This window comes from Streptomyces sp. NPDC047315 (genome assembly GCF_040643215.1).
Taxonomy (GTDB): Bacteria; Actinomycetota; Actinomycetes; order Streptomycetales; family Streptomycetaceae; genus Streptomyces.
This window is the reverse complement of sequence record NZ_JBEYTZ010000069.1, coordinates 1-17,907: the sequence shown is the minus strand read 5'-3', so window position 1 is coordinate 17,907 and position 17,907 is coordinate 1. Positions and strand designations below refer to the sequence as shown.

Sequence of the window (17,907 nt, the reverse complement as noted above, 5' to 3'; positions counted from 1 at the left end):
GGTTCGGGTTACTACCTGAAGTCGACGGACGAGATGTATGCGGTGGATTCGTCGGAGGCGTGGCAGGAGGGGTGCCGAAACACGCTGCTGGTCGCCGAGCAGGTCGACACGGCGGGGATGTTCGAGTCCCGGAACCTGATGCCGAAGTTCGACATCCCCGAGGGCTACACCGAAACCACCTGGTTCCAGGCCGAGGTCCGCTCCGGCATGGAGCGCCGCTTCCCGGGCGGCGTCCCGGACGACCGCGCCCGGCAGGCGGAGTACGAGATGGACGTCATCATCAAGATGGGGTTCCCGGGGTACTTCCTCGTCGTCGCCGACTTCATCATGTGGGCCAAGAACAACGGCATCGCCGTCGGCCCCGGCCGCGGCTCCGCGGCCGGCTCGATCGTCGCCTACGCCATGGGCATCACCGACCTCGACCCGATCGAGCACGGCCTGATCTTCGAGCGGTTCCTGAACCCCGAGCGCATCTCGATGCCGGACGTCGACATCGACTTCGACGAGCGTAGGCGCGTCGAAGTCATCCGGTACGTGACCGAGAAGTACGGCGCCGACAAGGTCGCCATGATCGGCACGTACGGAAAGATCAAGGCGAAGAACGCCATCAAGGACTCCGCCCGCGTGCTCGGCTACCCGTACGCGATGGGCGACCGGCTCACCAAGGCCATGCCCGCCGACGTGCTCGGCAAGGGCATCGATCTCTCCGGCATCACCGACACCTCCCACCCCCGCTACAGCGAGGCCGCGGAGATCCGGGGGATGTACGAGAACGAGCCCGACGTGAAGAAGGTGATCGACACCGCGCGCGGTGTGGAGGGCCTGGTGCGGCAGATGGGCGTGCACGCGGCCGGCGTGATCATGTCCAGCGAGCCGATCGTGGACCACGCCCCGATCTGGGTCCGGCACACCGATAACGTCACCATCACCCAGTGGGACTACCCGCAGTGCGAGTCGCTGGGCCTGCTGAAGATGGACTTCCTCGGCCTGCGCAACCTCACCATCATGGACGACGCCGTCAAGATGGTGAAGGCGAACAAGGGCGTCGACCTGGAGATGCTCTCCGTCCCGCTCGACGACCCCAAGACGTACGAACTGCTCTGCCGCGGCGACACCCTCGGCGTCTTCCAGTTCGACGGCGGCCCGATGCGCTCGCTGCTGCGGCTGATGAAGCCCGACAACTTCGAGGACATTTCCGCCGTTTCCGCGCTGTACCGCCCGGGCCCGATGGGAATGAACTCCCACACGAACTATGCCCTGCGGAAGAACAAGCAGCAGGAGATCACTCCGATCCACCCGGAGCTGGAGGAGCCCCTGCGTGAGGTCCTGGACCTCACGCACGGCCTGATCGTGTACCAGGAGCAGGTGCAGAAGGCCGCCCAGATCATCGCCGGCTACTCGCTCGGCGAAGCCGACATCCTCCGCCGCGTCATGGGCAAGAAGAAGCCCGAGGAACTGGCGAAGAACTTCACGATCTTCCAGGCCGGCGCCCGCAAGAACAACTACTCGGACGAGGCGATCCAGGCCCTGTGGGACGTGCTGGTCCCCTTCGCCGGCTACGCCTTCAACAAGGCGCACTCCTCCGCGTACGGACTGGTCACCTACTGGACCGCGTATCTGAAGGCGAACTACCCCGCCGAGTACATGGCCGCCCTGCTGACCTCGGTGAAGGACGACAAGGACAAGTCGGCCGTCTACCTCAACGAGTGTCGCCGCATGGGCATCAAGGTGCTCCCGCCGAACGTCAACGAGTCGCAGTCGAACTTCGCCGCGCAGGGCGACGACGTGATCCTCTTCGGCCTCTCCGCCGTCCGCAACGTCGGTACGAACGTGGTGGAGTCGATCATCCGCTGCCGCAAGGCCAAGGGGAAGTACTCCACCTTCCCCGACTTCCTCGACAAGGTCGAGGCGGTCGTCTGCAACAAACGGACGGTCGAGTCGCTGATCAAGGCCGGCGCGTTCGACGAGATGGGCCACACCCGCAAGAGCCTGGTGGCCCACCACGAACCCATGATCGACAACGTGGTCGCGGTCAAGCGCAAGGAGGCCGAGGGCCAGTTCGACCTCTTCGGCGGCATGGGGGACGAGTCGAGCGACGAGCCCGGCTTCGGACTCGACGTCGAGTTCTCCGACGTGGAGTGGGAGAAGTCCTACCTCCTCGCGCAGGAGCGCGAAATGCTCGGCCTCTACGTCTCCGACCACCCGCTCTTCGGCATCGAGCACGTGCTCTCCGACAAGTCGGACGCCTCGATCTCCCAGCTCACCGGCGGCGAGCACGCCGACGGCGCCGTGGTCACCATCGGCGGCATCATCTCCGGCCTCCAGCGCAAGATGACCAAGCAGGGCAACGCCTGGGCCATCGCCACCGTCGAGGACCTGGCCGGCTCCATCGAGTGCATGTTCTTCCCCGCCACCTACCAACTCGTCTCCACCCAGCTCGTCGAGGACACGGTCGTCTTCGTCAAGGGCCGGCTGGACAAGCGCGAGGACGTGCCCCGGCTGGTCGCCATGGAGATGCAGGTCCCCGACCTCTCGAACGCCGGCACCAACGCCCCGGTGATCGTCACCATCCCCACGGTCAAGGTGACCCCCCCGATGGTCACCCGCCTCGGGGAGATCCTGAGCCACCACAAGGGCAACACCGAAGTGCGCATCAAGCTCCAGGGCCCCCGCTCCACCACGGTCCTCCGGCTCGACCGGCACCGGGTCCAGCCCGATCCGGCGCTCTTCGGCGATCTGAAGGTGCTGCTCGGCCCGTCCTGCCTGGCCGGCTGAGCGCGGACGCACGCAACAGGGGCGCGCCCGTCGTCACGGGCGCGCCCCTGTGTCGTATCCCTGATCCTCGGTCCTTCGCGCAGGCTCAGCAGGCTCAGTTGTGGCCGAAGCGCCGCTGGTGCTTGCGGGCCACGTCCGCCGGGCTGCCCTGGGCCTGCGACTGCGGCTGGGCCTGGGACTCGTAGGCGGTCGACTTCGCCTGCTCCCGGCCGTGCTCGGTCGGCGGCGTGCGATCTCGGCGTTCCTTGCGGTTCTTGTTCTTGGCCATGACGGATGCCTCCATCAGCGGTTCGGGGGTGCCTCTTGGGGCCGCTGCCAGACTCACACATGGGGGCATACAGCGCATTTTGGATCATTGCGGTGGGTAAAGGGTCCTTGTCAAGGGCTTGATTCGGGGTTCCGCCACGCCGTTGATCGAGTTCCGGCCGTTAAGCGTCACGAGGTCGGGCAGACTCGTCGTGAACCCGGAAGAACCCCGGGAGAACCTCCCGACCGGCCCGGAAGTCTCCCGAAAGAGGGTGGAGCGCGTGGACCGCTGCGTTGTCCTGGTGGATGCCGGCTATCTCCTGGGTGCCGCCGCGAGCCTGCTCGCCGGAGAGCCGGCGCGCTCCCGGATCACGGTCGACCACGCAGCCCTCATCCAGGGCCTGCGCGAGCTCGCCGAGGGCGACACCGGGCGCCCCCTGCTCCGTATCTACTGGTTCGACGGCGCACCCGACCGCGTGCCGCAGCCCGAGCACCGAAGGCTGCGCGTGATGCCCCGGGTCACGGTCCGACTCGGCGCCCTCACCCGTAGCGACGGCCGCTGGGCGCAGAAGGGCGTGGACGCGGCCATGCACGCGGAGCTGACCGAGCTGGCCAGAAATCGCGCCTGTTCCGACGTCGTCCTCGTCACCGGCGACGGAGACCTGCTGCCCGGGCTGATGTCCGCCAAGGAACACGGCGTCGCCGTCCACCTCTGGGCCGTCCAGGCCGCCGACGGCGACTACAACCAGTCCGAGGACCTGGTGGCGGAGGCCGACGAACGCCGCGTCCTGGACCGCGCCTGGATCACCGGGGCCGTGCGCCCCAAGGAGATCGGCGGAGTCTGTGCGCCCCCGCCGGCGCCCCGGCCCGAGATCGCCGCCATCCTCTCCGCCCCGCTGCCCGAAGCCGCGCTCGCCGCCGCGGCCCAGGAGCGGGCCGCGCAGTCCGTCGGCGGCAACGGGGAGCGGCCCGCCCCCGAGCCGACCGACGCCGACGCCCCGGCGCCCGCGGCCAAGGGCGTCCCCACCCCCAAGGACCTGGCCGGCCTACGGGCCCCCGGCCCGCCGCAGGCGCCGCAGCCCCTGGCCGGCGCCACCTTGCGCTGGTCGTCCGACAAGGGCTGGATCGACCGCCCCGGCGCCGGTGCGCTCGGCGAGCCGCCCGAGACCGCGTCCCTGCCCACCCTCGCCCAGCTCACCAGCGCCGAACAGCGTTGGGCGGACCGCGAGGAGGACATCACCACCGTCGGTGGCGACCCCTTCGAAGTCGGCCAGGTCTTCGCCCGCCGCTGGATGGCGCGGCTGCCGGAGACCGGCCACGTGCAGAAGCTCTCCACCCTCTACCCCCGCATCCCGCACCGGATCGACGGAGAACTGCTGCGCTACGCCGCCCGCTTCGGTCTGCTGGCGCACAAGGACGACCAGATCGACGAGCACGACCGGTACGCGATCCGGGCCGGATTCTGGCGCGAGATCGACGTCCGCACGGCCGCGGACCACGTCCCGGCGGGCGACTGACCCCGCGCTGGTGGGGGCGCCCGCGCCCGTACTACGTCCGCCCCCGCGCCCGCAGTACGCACGCCCCCGCGCCCGCAGCACGCACGCCCCCGTGCCCGTGCTACGCCCGCCCCCGCGCACGGCGGGCCCCGGGCGACCCCGTACCCTCATACCTCGTGAGAACGGTGTGCGTGGTGCGGCGACTGGTCAAGACGTACCCTGCCGTGCGCGCCCGCCGCGGGGTCCCCGCCACCCCCGAAGTGCGGGCCACCGACGGCATCAGCCTCGAAGTGCAGGGCGGCGAGATCTTCGGGCTCCTCGGGCCCAACGGCGCCGGCAAGTCCACCCTCGTACGACAGTTGACCGGGCTGATGCGGCCCGACGCCGGCAGCGTCGAGGTCCTCGGCCACGACCTGGTGCGCCACCCGGAGCGGGCGGCGCGGCTGATCGGCTACCTCGGTCAGGAGTCGACGGCGCTCGACGAACTCACCGTCTCGCTCGCCGCCGAGACCACCGGACGGCTGCGCGGGCTCTCCGTCGTCGACGCGCGCGCCGAACGCGACGCCGTCCTGGAGGAGCTGGGCCTGACCGCGCTCGCCGGCCGGGCGTTGAAGAAGCTCTCCGGCGGTGAGCGCCGGCTCGCCTGCCTCGCCGCCACGCTCGTCGGCGAACGACCGCTGCTCGTCCTCGACGAGCCGACCACGGGGATGGACCCGGTCGCCCGGCGCGCCGTCTGGGCCGCGGTGGACCGCCGCAGGGCCGAGCGCGGCACGACCGTCGTCCTGGTCACCCACAACGTCATCGAGGCCGAGACGGTGCTGGACCGGGTCGCCGTGCTGGACCGCGGCCGGGTGATCGCCTGCGACACCCCGAGCGGCCTGAAGGAACGGATCGCGGGCGAGGTACGGGTGGAACTGGTGTGGCGCGAACGCGCGCCGCTGGACGTGCCCGAGGTCGCGGCGCTCCGGGGCTCGGCACAGGAGTCCGGGCGCCGCTGGGTGCTCCGGCTCGCACCGGACGAGGCGCGCGCCGCGGTCGCGGCGGTCACGGGCGGCGCGGCCTTCGCGGCGCTCGACGACTTCACGCTGGCCACGCCCAGCCTGGAGGACGTGTACCTGGCGCTCGGGGGGAACATGACGAAGGGGCTGGTCAAAGCGTGAGCATCGTGCCCGCGGCTGCGGTGTCCACCGGAACGCGCAACAGGGAACGGGACGCGGCCCGGCCGCTCCCGGCGCCGCTCGCGCCCCGGGCGCGGCTGCTGCCCTCGCTCGCCGCGGTGTACCGGGCGCAGCTCTCGCGGGCCCGCGTCGCCCGCATCCCGCTGCTCTTCGTCGCGACCTTCCAGTCCGTCGGGATCATGATCCTGATGCGCGGGGTCGTCGACGGGGGCGACGAGGCGCGGGCCGTGGTCGCCGGCTCGGCGGTGCTGGTCGTCGCCTTCGTGGCGCTGAACCTGCTCGCCCAGTACTTCGGCCAGCTACGGGCCAGCGGCGGGCTCGACCACTACGCCACGCTGCCCGTGCCGCCCGCGGCGGTCGTGCTGGGCGCGGCGGCGGCGTACGCCTCCTTCACCGCGCCCGGCACCGTGGTCACCGCGGTCACCGGCAGCGTCCTCTTCGGACTGCCGCTGACGCACCTGTGGGTGCTGGTGGCCGTGATCCCGATCTCCGGGGCGGCGCTGGCCGGCCTCGGCGCGGCGCTCGGGCTGCTCGCACCTCGCCAGGAACTGGCCACGCTGCTGGGCCAGTTGGGCATGTCCGCGGCGCTGCTGCTGGGCGTGCTGCCGGCCGCGCGGCTGCCGGAGCCGATCGTGTACGCGCGTGACCTGCTGCCGTCGACGTACGGCGTCGAAGCGCTGGCCGGGACGTTCGACGCGAGCCCCGACTGGGCCGCGGTCGGGTTCGACCTGGGCGTGTGCGCGGCCGTGGGTGTCGTTTCGCTGACGGTCGCGACCTGGGCGTATCGCCGGGCGGCGGTCCGATGAGGCGCGGTCGCGACACGCCTGGCACGATGGCGTAGTGACCGCACCGCTGACACCGCCGCACCAGCCGCACCGCGACTCGGGCGAGCCCGACCCCTGGCGGGCGCCGCCGCCCGTGGAGGACGGGCACGATGACGCGTCCGCTGGCGAGGAACTCCGCGCCGACCTGCGCGACGGCGCGGTGGTGGTCGTGGCCGTGTCGGTCCTCGGGGTCGCCCTGGGGCTGCTGTGGCTGTGGCTGGCGCCCAAGGTGCCGCTGATCTCCAACGGCCGGGAGATCTATCTCCGGGACACCGAGGGCGAGGAGGCGATCGGCGCGGACGGAACGTTTGCCCTGCTCGGCTTTGTCTTCGGCGCGATCAGTGCGGCCGGCGTCTTCTGGTGGCGCCGCCGCGGCGGCCTCGTCCAGGTGGTGGCGCTCGCCATCGGCGGGCTGCTCGCGGGGCTGGTGGCCTGGCGGGTGGGCGTCTGGCTGGGCCCGACGACGGACGTGGTGGCACACGCGAAGGCGGTGGGCCCGGGGGTGGCGTTCGACGGACCGCTGGAGCTGCGGGCGTACGGGGTGCTGGTGGCGTGGCCGCTGTCAGCGATGCTGGCGCACCTGCTCCTCACGGCCCTCTTCGCCCCCCGGGACCCGCCACCCCCACCGGTGCATCCCCCGCACTGGGGCCCCTTGACGTAACCGGCGCCATCGCCGTGCGGCGCGCTCGTCCACCCTGGACCAGGTGGTCCTTGCCGCGACGTGCCGCGGCGCGCCGGAGCACCCCGGGGGCGCGGGGGTGCAGCTGAACCCTTCGCTGTGCGGCGCACTGAAGCGACCCAGGGGCGCGGGGAACTGCGCGACCAGCCCACCGCCGGGCCGCAGAGACCAATGCTCCCGCAGGGAAGCGGCGCTTGGGGTACCGCGACTACTCGCCATTGCGATGTACGTCGTCGGTCGACTGCACACCATGGATGGCTGGTCGCGCAGTTCCCCGCGCCCCTAGGTTGCTTCAGTGCGCCGCAGCACGTGACAGCGAGGATCACGGACCTGGGTTGTTTCGGTGCGCTACAGCACGTCGCGGCAAGGACCACCGGGTCCAGGGTGCTCCGCGCGCCGCAGGGCGTCACGGCGGGCATCACCGGGGGCGGGTTGCTCCCAGCGCCGCAGCACGACACGGCGAGGAGCACGGGCCCGGGTTGTTTCGGTGCGCCGCAGCGCGGCACGGTTGGGGTCGGCCGGAGCGGGAGGTGTTGCGGCTCGCAGGTGCGAGGGGGCTCGTGGGAGGTTCTTGGGGGCAGCCAAGCTCCAAAAGTGCGGGTGCTACGCCGGGCGGCGGCCGTGGTTGGCTTTGCGGGTGCGCCACTTGCGCTTGCGGGTGCGCTTCGACATCGCGAGGTCCCTTCTTCGCCTTCCCCGGTCGTACCGGAGGAACGCACCCGCGTCGACCCCCCGCGCGACTACCCGCGACCGATCGGCGCCACCACCGCGCCCGTCAGGCCCGCCAGGTCCCCGGGGGCCAACTCCACCTCCAGCCCGCGGCGGCCCGCCGAGACGCAGATCGTCGCGTGGGCCGACGCCGACGCGTCCAGGACCGTGCGCAGGCGCTTGCGCTGGCCCAGGGGGGAGATGCCGCCGCGCACGTACCCCGTCGTGCGCTCCGCCGCCGCCGGGTCCGCCATCGTCGCGCGCTTGCCGCCGACCGCCGCCGCCAGGGCCTTGAGGTCGAGCTGGCCCGCGACGGGCACGACCGCGACGGTCAGCTGGCCGTCGACGTCGGCGACGAGGGTTTTGAAGACCCGGTCGGGGGAGACGCCCAGCGCCTGGGCCGCCTCCTCGCCGTACGAGGGCGACGACGGGTCGTGGTCGTAGGCGTGCACCGCGAACGGGGTGCCCGCGGCCGTCAGCGCGACCGTCGCCGGGGTCCCGCCCGCGCCGTTCGCCGGCTTCCCGGAGTTCTTCGCCTTCTTCGCCACTGCGCAACGCTCCTGATGACGTCAGTTGGGGTGGGTCGGCGCCCGCGTCAGCTCCACCGCCGGCAGCGACGGGAGGTGCCGGATCACGGCCGTCTCCGACCGCAGCAGGGTCAGCTCGTGACGCAGCCGGGCGGCCACGTCCGGCGCCTCCAGCAGCTCCTGCTTCACCGTCGTGTCGAGGACCGCCGCCGCGGCGACGAGGTACGAGACGACCGACGGGTCGTCGGGGAGGTCCGGGGGAGCGGACAGGGTCGCCTCGCGCGCCCCCGCGAGCCGCTTCTGGTACGTGCGGAAGGCCCGCAGCACGCCTTCCGCCAGCGTCCCGGCGCCCTCGCCGATGACGTCCGGTACCTCTTCGACCTCGGCGGTCAGGAAGGGGCCCGTGGCGTCGACGGAGTGGATGCGGACCCGGACGGTGCCGGTGGCGAGGACCTCGAAGCCGCCGTCGGCGCGCTCCCGGATCGTCGCGGCGTCCGCGATGCAGCCCATGGTGTGGAACGCCTCGAGGGGTTCCGCGCCGAAGCCGGCCGTGGGCCCGCGTTCGGGCAGGGCCGTCGGGTCGGGCATGCCCGGCGAGGTCGGCGCCACCTCGTGGCCGTCGCGGATGGCGACCACGGCGAAGCGGCGCGGCTCGGACTCGTCGGTCTTCAACAGCTCGCGCATCAGGGCGCGGTAGCGCTCCTCGAAGACGTTCAGGGGCAGTACCAGCCCCGGGAACAGCACCGAGTTCAGTGGAAACAGCGGCAGACGTGCGGTGGTCACGACGGACAAGCCTAATGGTCCGCGGCGCCGCCCCGGGCTGCCCTCGTCCGTAACGGCGTCGTGGACGCCAGCCGGTGCCGTACGCCCTGCCGTGCGGCGAGGAAGCGGCCGAGGGGGTCGTCGGAGAAGTACGACCACGGAAAGGTGGTCGCGTACGGGCCGATCTGCCGGAACTGCTCGAACGCCGCCTCCCAGCGCCCCCGCCGCACCAGCACCGCCGCGGTCAGGTTCCGCACCTCCGCGGGCCACGGTTCGGCGGGCGGGTAGTCCGTCAGCAGCACGACCGCCCGGTCCGCGGCGTCGTCGATGCGCTCCCGGTGCACGGAACTGCCCTCGCCGTTCAGCAGCCGGGCGAACGCCGCGTGCACCGGCAGCGCCTGGATCAGGGAGTGCGGCAGCGCGTCGGCCGCGGCCTTCTCGGCGAAGTCGAAGCACTCGCCGTGCGAGCCGTACCACTGCGCGGAGAGGTAGCGCAGGGCCGAGACGTGACAGCCGTAGTGGTGCGCGCTACGGCGCACGGCCCGCTCCCACAGCGCCTCGAAGGCGGTGTGCGTGGCGTGGGTGCCGCGCGCGTGGTCCAGCGCGATCCGCCAGGGCACCGGGTCGTCCGGGGCGCAGTCCGCGGCGGCGTCGATCAGCGGGCCGATCTCCCGCAGCCGCTCGGCGCGCGCGGGCGAGGCCCACGCCCTGCGGACCTCCAACTCCGCCTTCACTACCAGTGCGTCCGGGTCGCGCGGGGCGTGCGCGAGCCAGCGCACCAGCCAGTCGTCTCGGGCGTACGCGAAGGACGACAGCCGGGCCACGTAGCGGTCGCGGCTCTCCCAGTCCGCGTCTTCCCGCACGGTCGAGAGCAGGAGCGCGGCCGGTTCCCAGTCACCGAGCGCGGCGGCCACCAACGACGGGGCCATGCGCCCGTCGGGCGCGTCGAGCAGTACCGCATCGTCCGGCGGCAGTCCGTCCGCGAGCCGGGGCGTGTGGCGGATCATGCGTGCGGTGCGCAGCAGGGCGCGGAGCAATGACATGGTGCGGACCATTGAAAACCGCAGGTGGGGGCGGCGCCAGCGAATCGGTGTGAAGCTTTGGTGGCGGCAGAAAGGTTGTTCTGACCAAGGCCAAGAGAGCGTAAAGAAAGGTGCTGATCCGGGGGTACCCATGAAGAAAGTGCGGGCCTGATCATGCTTCCGTGCGCCCCCGGCGTACCGGAACCTTCCGTCCGTACGCCCGGACAAACCACCTAGTTCCGACTCAGCAGTCGCGTCGCACCAGCCGCCACAGTCGTCGCCAGGATCCACCCCAGTATCACCAGCCCCGCCGCGGCCCACTGCCAAGCGCCCTCCAGGCGCCAATAGCCGTCCTGGCCGAGGTTGATCACCGGGATGAGCAGGTCCAGCGCGTACAGCGGGGCGCTCCACTCGGGGTGTTCCCCCGGCTTCATCGGCGCCGGCCGGTTGCCCGCGAAGACCAGCGCGCCCGCCGCCCACAGCACGGCCATCCACAGCGCCGCCCGCCCCGGCCGGTACCCGTACGCCACCGTCAGGTCCTGGATGTGGCCCCACGCCTTCCCCGCCAGCGGCAGCGTCTCGCGCCGGCGCCGCTGCTTGGCCAGCAGCACCTCGCGCGCGTCCGCGTCCTCCCCGCTGTTGCGCAGCACGGTCGCCAGCCGCTCGTACGGCTCCGGGGAGTACTCCGGCGTCGCCGACTCCACCCACGCCAGCCGGCGGTTCAGCGGGAAGGAGTCGATCGGGACCAGGTTCTCGTAGACGAAGCCGCCCATCGCGAGCCCGCCGGGGCCCGGCCAACTCGTCGCCACGTCCACCAGCGTGACCACCTTCGCGCCGTTCAGCACCACCCGGCCCTCCTCGGGCCGCTCCGCGTTGAAGCGCAGCTCGGGGCTGACTATCCGGCGCAGCGACAGCTCCTCGCCCGCGTTCATCAGGAACCGCGCCCGGTGCAGGTCGATCGCGTCGCCGAACCGACCGTCGTCCAGCCGCACCCCGCCGTGGCACTCGAAGGGCTGGAGCCGGGTGCCGCGCCGACCGCCGGACGTGTGGATCACGCCGTACGCGGGCGTGGTCCCCGACTCGCCCGTCGCCGCGCTCACCCAGGCACCCGTCAGGTACAGCGTCCGCTCGACGGACAGCTGGGGCGCGTTCAGCGCGCGCCGGTCGGCCGCCGCGCGCAGCTTGCTGCCGCGCAGGCTCAGCGACACCCCGACCTTGGCGCCGCGCAGGCTGAACTCGCCGTACGTCTGGATCAGCTCGGCCTGGAGGTCCTGGGCGACCGAGAGCCCGTCCGCGGTGATCGCCCGCCCGCGGCGGTCCGGTCGCACGTGGATCTGGTTGATCAGCAGGTCCGTGCCGATCTGCGCGTCCGTGAGCCGGATGCCGTGCTCGACCCGGCAGCGCGGCAGGTGCAGATCGCCCTCGGTGCGGAGCCGGGCCGCCTCCAGCCGCGGGAAGACGCAGCCCACCAGGCGCAACGTCGTCACATGCGCCTCCGGCATCAGGATCTCGCTGTCGAAGCGGCAGGCGTGCAGCTCGACGTAGGGGCCCACGGTGCCGCCGGCCAGCTTGAGCACGCCCGTGACCTGCACCCCGCGGAGCTTGAGCGCGGCGACGCGCCCGGGGTGCGGCGCCGGGCCGTCCAACAGCAGCAGGGCCACCACCATGGCGCGGACCTGGCGCTCCGGCCCCCACGGATGCGGCGAGAAGGGATCGTTGCGCAGCGGATCGGGATCGCTCAGATCGAACGTGCTGCCGTTCCTGAAGGCGTTCCACATGCGCTGCTCGGTCGGGCTGAGCCCGTCCGGAGGACCGTCGTCCGACGGCTCGGCCACTGGCGCTTCCCCCGTTCCTCGACGGCGTCGCGCGACTCCCGTAACCGGGCGCGTACAGCCGTTATTCCCGCTGAGTGACGGGGTGAACGCTAGTGGTCATGGCAGGTTCGTGTGCACGGCTTCCCCCTTCGGGGTGCCGTATCAGCCAGTGATACGGGCGACGGCCGCCGTTCCGGGTCTGCGAGAATTGTCGGTGTGATCTCCCGAATCGATCTGCGCGGCGACGCCCTCCCCGAGGGGGCCGCCCTGCGCGCCCTGCTGCCCCGTGCCGAGTTCGACGTGGAAGCCGCCCTGGAGAAGGTGCGGCCCATCTGCGAGGACGTGCACCATCGCGGCACGGCGGCGCTGATCGACTACGCGCAGCGGTTCGACGGGGTCGCCCTGGAGCGCATCAGGGTGCCCGTGAGCGCCCTCACCGAGGCCCTGGAGCAGCTGGATCCGGCCGTCCGCGCCGCCTTGGAGGAGTCCATCCGGCGCGCCCGGATCGTCCACCGCGCACAGCGCCGCACCGCGCACACCACCCAGGTCGTCCCCGGCGGCACCGTCACCGAGAAGTGGGTCCCCGTCGAGCGCGTCGGGCTGTACGCCCCCGGCGGCCGTTCCGTGTACCCCTCCTCCGTGATCATGAACGCGGTGCCGGCTCAGGAGGCCGGCGTCCCGTCGATCGCGCTGGCGTCCCCGCCGCAGAAGGAGCACGGCGGGCTGCCGCACCCCACGATCCTCGCCGCCTGCGCGCTCCTCGGCGTCGACGAGGTGTACGCGGCCGGCGGCGCCCAGGCCGTCGCGATGTTCGCGTACGGCACCGAGGAGTGCGCCCCGGCGAACATGGTCACCGGCCCCGGCAACATCTGGGTGGCCGCCGCCAAGCGCTACTTCACCGGTCGCATCGGCATCGACACCGAAGCCGGCCCGACCGAGATCGCGGTCCTCGCCGACTCCACCGCCGACCCGGTGCACGTCGCCGCCGACCTGATCAGCCAGGCCGAGCACGACCCGATGGCCGCCGCCGTCCTCGTCACCGACTCCACCGACCTCGCCGACGCGGTCGTCAAGGAGCTCCAGCCGCAGATCGAGGCCACCCGGCACGTCGAGGACCGGATCGTGCCCGCCCTCACCGGCAAGCAGTCCGCGATCGTCCTCGTCGACGGCGTCGAGGAGGGCCTGCGGGTCGTCGACGCGTACGGCGCCGAGCACCTGGAGATCCAGACCGCGGACGCCGCGGCCGTCGCCGCCCGGGTGCGCAACGCGGGCGCGATCTTCGTCGGCCCCTGGTCCCCGGTCTCCCTCGGCGACTACGCCGCCGGGTCGAACCACGTCCTGCCCACCGGCGGCTGCGCCTGCCACTCCTCCGGCCTGTCCGTGCAGTCCTTCCTGCGCGGCATCCACATCGTCGACTACAGCCGCGACGCCCTCGCCGAGGTCACCCACCACGTGGTCACCCTCGCCGAGGCGGAGGACCTGCCCGCACACGGCGCCGCCCTCAAGGCCCGGTTCGCCTGGAAGGTACCCAGCGAGTGAACGACACGCACGACCAGCGCACGACGCACGACCAGCGGACGCCCGGCGTCGACCGGGTGCGGATCGACGACCTGCCGGTCCGGGACGAGCTGCGCGGCAAGTCGCCCTACGGCGCGCCCCAGCTCGACGTCCCCGTCCAGCTCAACACCAACGAGAACCCCTACCCGCTGCCCGAAGCGCTCGTCGAGCGCATCGCGGAGCGGGTGCGCGAGGCCGCCCGCGGGCTGAACCGCTACCCCGACCGGGACGCGATCGAGCTGCGCACCGCGCTCGCCGCGTACCTCACCCGTACCGCGGGCCACCCCGTCACCGTCGGCCAGGTGTGGGCGGCCAACGGCTCCAACGAGGTCATCCAGCAGCTGCTGCAGACCTTCGGCGGACCCGGCCGCACCGCCATCGGCTTCGAGCCCTCGTACTCGATGCACGGGCTGATCGCCCGCGGCACCGGCACCGGCTGGATTTCCGGCCCGCGCAACGACGACTTCACCATCGACACCGAAGCCGCCGTGCGGGCCATCGCCGAGCACCGCCCCGAGGTGGTCTTCGTCACCTCGCCCAACAACCCCACGGGCACCGCGGTCGACGCGGACACCGTCGTCGCCGTGTACGACGCAGCCCAGGCGGCCCGGCCCTCGCTGGTCGTCGTGGACGAGGCGTACGTGGAGTTCAGCCACCGCCCCAGCCTGCTGCCGCTGATCGAGGGCCGCCCGAACCTGGTCGTCTCCCGGACGATGTCCAAGGCGTTCGGCGCCGCCGGGCTGCGGCTCGGCTACCTCGCCGCCGACCCGGCCGTCGTCGACGCCGTCCAGCTCGTCCGGCTGCCGTACCACCTCTCCGCCGTCACCCAGGCCACCGCGCTCGCCGCGCTGGAGCACACCGATACCCTGCTCGGGTACGTGGAGCAGCTGAAGGCCGAGCGGGACCGCCTGGTCGCCGAGCTGCGCGGGATCGGTTACGAGGTGACCGAGTCCGACGCGAACTTCGTCCAGTTCGGACGGTTCGAGGGCCCCGGCGGGGCGCACGAAGCCTGGCGGCGGATCCTCGACCGGGGCGTCCTCGTCCGCGACAACGGCGTACCGGGCTGGCTGCGGGTCACCGCGGGCACCCCCGCCGAGAACGACGCCTTCCTGGACGCCGCCGCAGAGTTGAAGAAGGAGCAGAGCACATGAGCCGCGTTGGGCGGGTCGAACGCACGACCAAGGAGACCGCTGTCGTCGTCGAGATCGACCTCGACGGCACCGGCAGGACGGATGTGTCGACCGGGGTCGGGTTCTACGACCACATGCTCGACCAGCTCGGCCGGCACGGACTGTTCGACCTCACCGTCAAGACCGACGGCGACCTGCACATCGACACCCACCACACCATCGAGGACACCGCCCTCGCTATCGGCGCCGCCTTCAAGCAGGCCCTCGGCGACAAGGTCGGCATCTACCGGTTCGGCAACTGCACCGTGCCGCTGGACGAGTCGCTGGCCCAGGTCACCGTCGACCTCTCCGGCCGCCCGTACCTGGTGCACACGGAGCCGGAGAACATGGCGCCGATGATCGGCACCTACGACACCACGATGACCCGGCACATCCTGGAGTCCTTCGTCGCCCAGGCGCAGATCGCGCTGCACGTCCACGTTCCGTACGGCCGCAACGCCCACCACATCGTCGAGTGCCAGTTCAAGGCACTCGCCCGGGCCCTGCGCTACGCCAGCGAGCGAGACCCCCGCGCCGCCGGCATCCTCCCCTCCACCAAGGGAGCGCTGTGAACGGCCTGTCGACCATCCTGATCGCGGTCGGGATCTTCCTCCTCAGCGGCGTGTACGCCTTCGTCAAGCAGGAGCAGCCGAAGGGCGTCGTCGTGCTGCTGTCCATCGGCGCGGCCATGGCGCTCGTCGCCGGCGTCATGCGACTGGACGTGTGGTCATGAGCGGCGGGCGCAAGTCCGTCGTGGTCCTCGACTACGGCTTCGGCAACGTCCGCTCCGCCGAGCGGGCCCTCGCCCGGGTCGGCGCGGACGTCGAGATCACCCGCGACTTCGACCGGGCCATGAACGCCGACGGACTGCTGGTGCCCGGCGTCGGCGCCTTCGCGGCCTGCATGAACGGACTGCGCGAGGCCCGCGGCGACTGGATCGTGGGCCGTCGGCTGTCCGGCGGCCGGCCCGTGATGGGCATCTGCGTCGGCATGCAGGTCCTCTTCACCCGCGGCATCGAGCACGGCGTGGAGAGCGAAGGACTCGACGAGTGGCCCGGCACGGTCGGCCCGCTGAAGGCGCCCGTCGTCCCCCACATGGGGTGGAACACCGTCGACGCCCCCGCCGACAGCGCCCTGTTCGCCGGCGTCCCCGACGACGCCCGGTTCTACTTCGTGCACTCCTACGCCGTGCACGACTGGGAGCTGGAAATCACCAACGCCGCGATGCGCGCGCCGCACGTGACCTGGGCCACCCACGGCGAACGCTTCGTGGCCGCCGTGGAGAACGGCGCGCTGTGGGCGACCCAGTTCCACCCCGAAAAGTCCGGCGACGCCGGTGCCCAGCTGCTGACCAACTGGATCGGAACCCTGTGACCACGCTCGAACTCCTCCCCGCCGTCGACGTCCGCGACGGCCAGGCCGTACGTCTCGTGCACGGCGAGTCCGGCTCGGAGACCTCCTACGGATCCCCGCTGGAGGCCGCCCTCGCCTGGCAGCGCGCCGGCGCCGAGTGGCTGCACCTGGTCGACCTGGACGCCGCGTTCGGCACGGGCGACAACCGGTCGCTGATCGCCGAGGTCACCGCCGCGATGGACATCAAGGTGGAGCTGTCCGGCGGCATCCGCGACGACGACACGCTCGCCGCGGCCCTCGCCACCGGCTGCACCCGGGTGAACCTCGGCACCGCCGCGCTGGAGACCCCCGAGTGGGTGGCCAAGGTCATCGCCGAGCACGGCGAGAAGATCGCCGTCGGCCTCGACGTCCGCGGCACCACCCTGCGCGGCCGGGGCTGGACCCGCGACGGCGGCGACCTCTACGAGACGCTGGCCCGCCTCGACTCCGAGGGCTGCGCCCGCTACGTCGTCACCGACATCAACAAGGACGGCACCCTCCAGGGCCCCAACCTGGAGCTGCTGAAGAACGTCTGCGCTGCCACGGACAAGCCGGTCGTGGCCTCCGGCGGCGTCTCCTCCCTGGACGACCTGCGGGCCATCGCCGGTCTCGTCCCCCAGGGCGTCGAGGGCGCGATCGTCGGCAAGGCGCTGTACGCGAAGGCGTTCACCCTGGAGGAGGCCCTGGCGACGGTGGCGTCGGCATGAGCCTGGCCGTCAGGGTGATCCCCTGCCTGGACGTGGACGGGGGCCGGGTCGTCAAGGGCGTGAACTTCCAGAACCTCCGGGACGCCGGCGACCCGGTCGAGATGGCGAAGCTGTACGACGCGGAGGGCGCGGACGAGCTGACGTTCCTCGACATCACCGCCTCCTCAGGCAACCGCGAGACCACGTACGACGTGGTGCGCCGCACCGCCGAGCAGGTCTTCATCCCGCTCACCGTCGGCGGTGGGGTGCGCACCGTGGAGGACGTGGACCGGCTGCTGCGGGCCGGCGCGGACAAAGTCGGCGTCAACACCGCGGCGATCGCCCGCCCCGAGCTGATCCGGGAGATCGCGGAGCGCTTCGGCCGCCAGGTGCTGGTGCTGTCGGTGGACGCCCGGCGCACCGCGTCCGGCTCCTTCGAGGTCACCACCCACGGCGGTCGCCGGAGCGCCGGCATCGACGCGGTGGAGTGGGCGCACCGGGCGGCGGAGCTGGGGGCCGGGGAGATCCTGCTGAACTCCATGGACGCGGACGGCACGAAGGACGGCTACGACACCGAGATGATCGCGGCGGTGCGCCGGCACGTCACGGTCCCCGTGATCGCGAGCGGCGGCGCGGGCCGCGTCTCGGACTTCGCGCCGGCGGTGGAGGCGGGGGCGGACGCGGTGCTGGCGGCGTCGGTCTTCCACTTCGGCGACCTGCGGATCGCGGAGGTGAAGTCGGCGCTGCGGGATGCGGGGCACCCGGTCCGCTGAGGTTGCCGCTGCGGTTGCCGCTGCGCTGTGCTCGGCGCCAACGCCTGCGACCAGCTCGCGAGCGCGCCCCGGTGACACCCCCGCCGTAGCCCCATAGGAACACTGGTCCCTGCGGCCCGGTGGTGGGTTTCTCGCGCAGTTCCCCGCGCCCCCAAACCCCCGCCGTAGCCCAACGGACAGTTCGATCCCCGCGGGCACATCGTGGCTTGTCGCGCAGTTCCCCGCGCCCCCGGGGTGGGGGGGCCCGGGGGGGGTTGGGGGGGGGGGGGGGGGGGGGCCAGCCGCCCACCCGGGCCCCC

17 protein-coding genes are annotated in these 17,907 nt (G+C 72.2%); 12 read left to right on the top strand and 5 right to left on the bottom strand.

Annotation, left to right across the window (positions count from 1 at the left end; all coding sequences use genetic code 11):
• Positions 1-2,775, top strand: a 2,775-nt coding sequence (gene dnaE, locus ABZ842_RS38035) for a DNA polymerase III subunit alpha (protein ID WP_361548173.1), incomplete at its 5' end; no start/stop codon positions are given.
• A 94-nt stretch (positions 2,776-2,869) separates the two neighbouring features.
• Here the strand turns inward: dnaE and ABZ842_RS38030 are convergent.
• Positions 2,870-3,043 carry a hypothetical protein gene (locus tag ABZ842_RS38030; RefSeq protein WP_361548170.1) on the bottom strand — a complete coding sequence of 58 codons (174 nt, stop codon included), beginning with the start codon at positions 3,041-3,043 and terminating at the stop codon, positions 2,870-2,872.
• Between the two features lie 250 nt (positions 3,044-3,293).
• Here ABZ842_RS38030 and ABZ842_RS38025 point away from each other — a divergent pair, with 250 nt between their 5' ends.
• The 4 genes from ABZ842_RS38025 to ABZ842_RS38010 all read left to right on the top strand — a co-directional run bounded on the left by ABZ842_RS38025 (position 3,294) and on the right by ABZ842_RS38010 (position 7,180).
• Positions 3,294-4,538: an NYN domain-containing protein gene (locus ABZ842_RS38025; protein WP_361548188.1), complete on the top strand. Its 1,245-nt coding sequence runs from the start codon at positions 3,294-3,296 to the stop codon at positions 4,536-4,538.
• A gap of 164 nt (positions 4,539-4,702) precedes the next feature.
• Positions 4,703-5,677, top strand: coding sequence for an ABC transporter ATP-binding protein (locus ABZ842_RS38020; protein WP_361548185.1), 975 nt, complete (start codon positions 4,703-4,705; stop codon positions 5,675-5,677).
• A 20-nt stretch (positions 5,678-5,697) separates the two neighbouring features.
• Positions 5,698-6,501 (top strand): ABC transporter permease, encoded by an 804-nt coding sequence (locus ABZ842_RS38015; RefSeq protein WP_361548182.1) that lies wholly within the window; start codon positions 5,698-5,700, stop codon positions 6,499-6,501.
• Between the two features lie 34 nt (positions 6,502-6,535).
• Positions 6,536-7,180, top strand: coding sequence for a hypothetical protein (locus tag ABZ842_RS38010; protein WP_361548167.1), 645 nt, complete (start codon positions 6,536-6,538; stop codon positions 7,178-7,180).
• 758 nt (positions 7,181-7,938) lie between these two features.
• Here the strand turns inward: ABZ842_RS38010 and ybaK are convergent.
• The 4 genes from ybaK to ABZ842_RS37990 all read right to left on the bottom strand — a co-directional run bounded on the left by ybaK (position 7,939) and on the right by ABZ842_RS37990 (position 11,995).
• Positions 7,939-8,454, bottom strand: a complete 516-nt coding sequence (gene ybaK, locus ABZ842_RS38005) for a Cys-tRNA(Pro) deacylase (RefSeq protein ID WP_361548164.1) — start codon at positions 8,452-8,454, stop codon at positions 7,939-7,941.
• A gap of 21 nt (positions 8,455-8,475) precedes the next feature.
• Positions 8,476-9,216: an LON peptidase substrate-binding domain-containing protein gene (locus ABZ842_RS38000; RefSeq protein WP_361548161.1), complete on the bottom strand. Its 741-nt coding sequence runs from the start codon at positions 9,214-9,216 to the stop codon at positions 8,476-8,478.
• 11 nt (positions 9,217-9,227) lie between these two features.
• Positions 9,228-10,250, bottom strand: coding sequence for a hypothetical protein (locus tag ABZ842_RS37995; protein ID WP_361548158.1), 1,023 nt, complete (start codon positions 10,248-10,250; stop codon positions 9,228-9,230).
• A gap of 200 nt (positions 10,251-10,450) precedes the next feature.
• A complete protein-coding gene (locus ABZ842_RS37990; RefSeq protein ID WP_361548179.1) occupies positions 10,451-11,995 on the bottom strand; it encodes an oxidoreductase in 1,545 nt (514 codons plus the stop codon).
• Between the two features lie 252 nt (positions 11,996-12,247).
• On the opposite strand from ABZ842_RS37990, the gene hisD reads away from it, so the two are divergent.
• The 7 genes from hisD to hisF are packed head-to-tail and all read left to right on the top strand — an operon-like array spanning position 12,248 to position 17,608.
• Complete coding sequence (hisD, locus tag ABZ842_RS37985; protein WP_361548155.1) at positions 12,248-13,570, top strand: histidinol dehydrogenase; 1,323 nt, start codon at positions 12,248-12,250, stop codon at positions 13,568-13,570.
• A 56-nt stretch (positions 13,571-13,626) separates the two neighbouring features.
• Entirely contained in the window at positions 13,627-14,739 is a 1,113-nt protein-coding gene (locus ABZ842_RS37980) for a histidinol-phosphate transaminase (RefSeq protein WP_361548176.1), read from the top strand.
• Positions 14,736-15,329: an imidazoleglycerol-phosphate dehydratase HisB gene (gene hisB, locus ABZ842_RS37975; RefSeq protein WP_361548152.1), complete on the top strand. Its 594-nt coding sequence runs from the start codon at positions 14,736-14,738 to the stop codon at positions 15,327-15,329. The genes ABZ842_RS37980 and hisB overlap by 4 nt, the downstream gene beginning before the upstream one ends.
• Positions 15,326-15,490, top strand: coding sequence for a hypothetical protein (locus tag ABZ842_RS37970; RefSeq protein WP_361548149.1), 165 nt, complete (start codon positions 15,326-15,328; stop codon positions 15,488-15,490). Before hisB ends, ABZ842_RS37970 begins: the two co-directional genes overlap by 4 nt.
• Positions 15,487-16,131 carry an imidazole glycerol phosphate synthase subunit HisH gene (hisH, locus tag ABZ842_RS37965; RefSeq protein WP_361548146.1) on the top strand — a complete coding sequence of 215 codons (645 nt, stop codon included), beginning with the start codon at positions 15,487-15,489 and terminating at the stop codon, positions 16,129-16,131. Before ABZ842_RS37970 ends, hisH begins: the two co-directional genes overlap by 4 nt.
• Positions 16,128-16,856 carry a bifunctional 1-(5-phosphoribosyl)-5-((5-phosphoribosylamino)methylideneamino)imidazole-4-carboxamide isomerase/phosphoribosylanthranilate isomerase PriA gene (gene priA / locus ABZ842_RS37960; RefSeq protein WP_361548143.1) on the top strand — a complete coding sequence of 243 codons (729 nt, stop codon included), beginning with the start codon at positions 16,128-16,130 and terminating at the stop codon, positions 16,854-16,856. Before hisH ends, priA begins: the two co-directional genes overlap by 4 nt.
• A complete protein-coding gene (hisF, locus tag ABZ842_RS37955; protein ID WP_361548140.1) occupies positions 16,853-17,608 on the top strand; it encodes an imidazole glycerol phosphate synthase subunit HisF in 756 nt (251 codons plus the stop codon). Before priA ends, hisF begins: the two co-directional genes overlap by 4 nt.
• Positions 17,609-17,907 lie beyond the last annotated feature (299 nt).

What these genes read in the sequence shown, in the direction of transcription:
- hisF (WP_361548140.1), top strand. Translation starts at nt 16,853, where the DNA reads ATGAGCCTGGCCGTCAGGGTGATCCCCTGCCTGGACGTGGACGGGGGC.
- hisH (WP_361548146.1), top strand. Translation starts at nt 15,487, where the DNA reads ATGAGCGGCGGGCGCAAGTCCGTCGTGGTCCTCGACTACGGCTTCGGC.
- ABZ842_RS37990 (WP_361548179.1), bottom strand. Translation starts at nt 11,995, where the DNA reads ATGTGGAACGCCTTCAGGAACGGCAGCACGTTCGATCTGAGCGATCCC.
- hisB (WP_361548152.1), top strand. Translation starts at nt 14,736, where the DNA reads ATGAGCCGCGTTGGGCGGGTCGAACGCACGACCAAGGAGACCGCTGTC.
- ABZ842_RS38030 (WP_361548170.1), bottom strand. Translation starts at nt 3,043, where the DNA reads ATGGCCAAGAACAAGAACCGCAAGGAACGCCGAGATCGCACGCCGCCG.
- ABZ842_RS37995 (WP_361548158.1), bottom strand. Translation starts at nt 10,250, where the DNA reads ATGGTCCGCACCATGTCATTGCTCCGCGCCCTGCTGCGCACCGCACGC.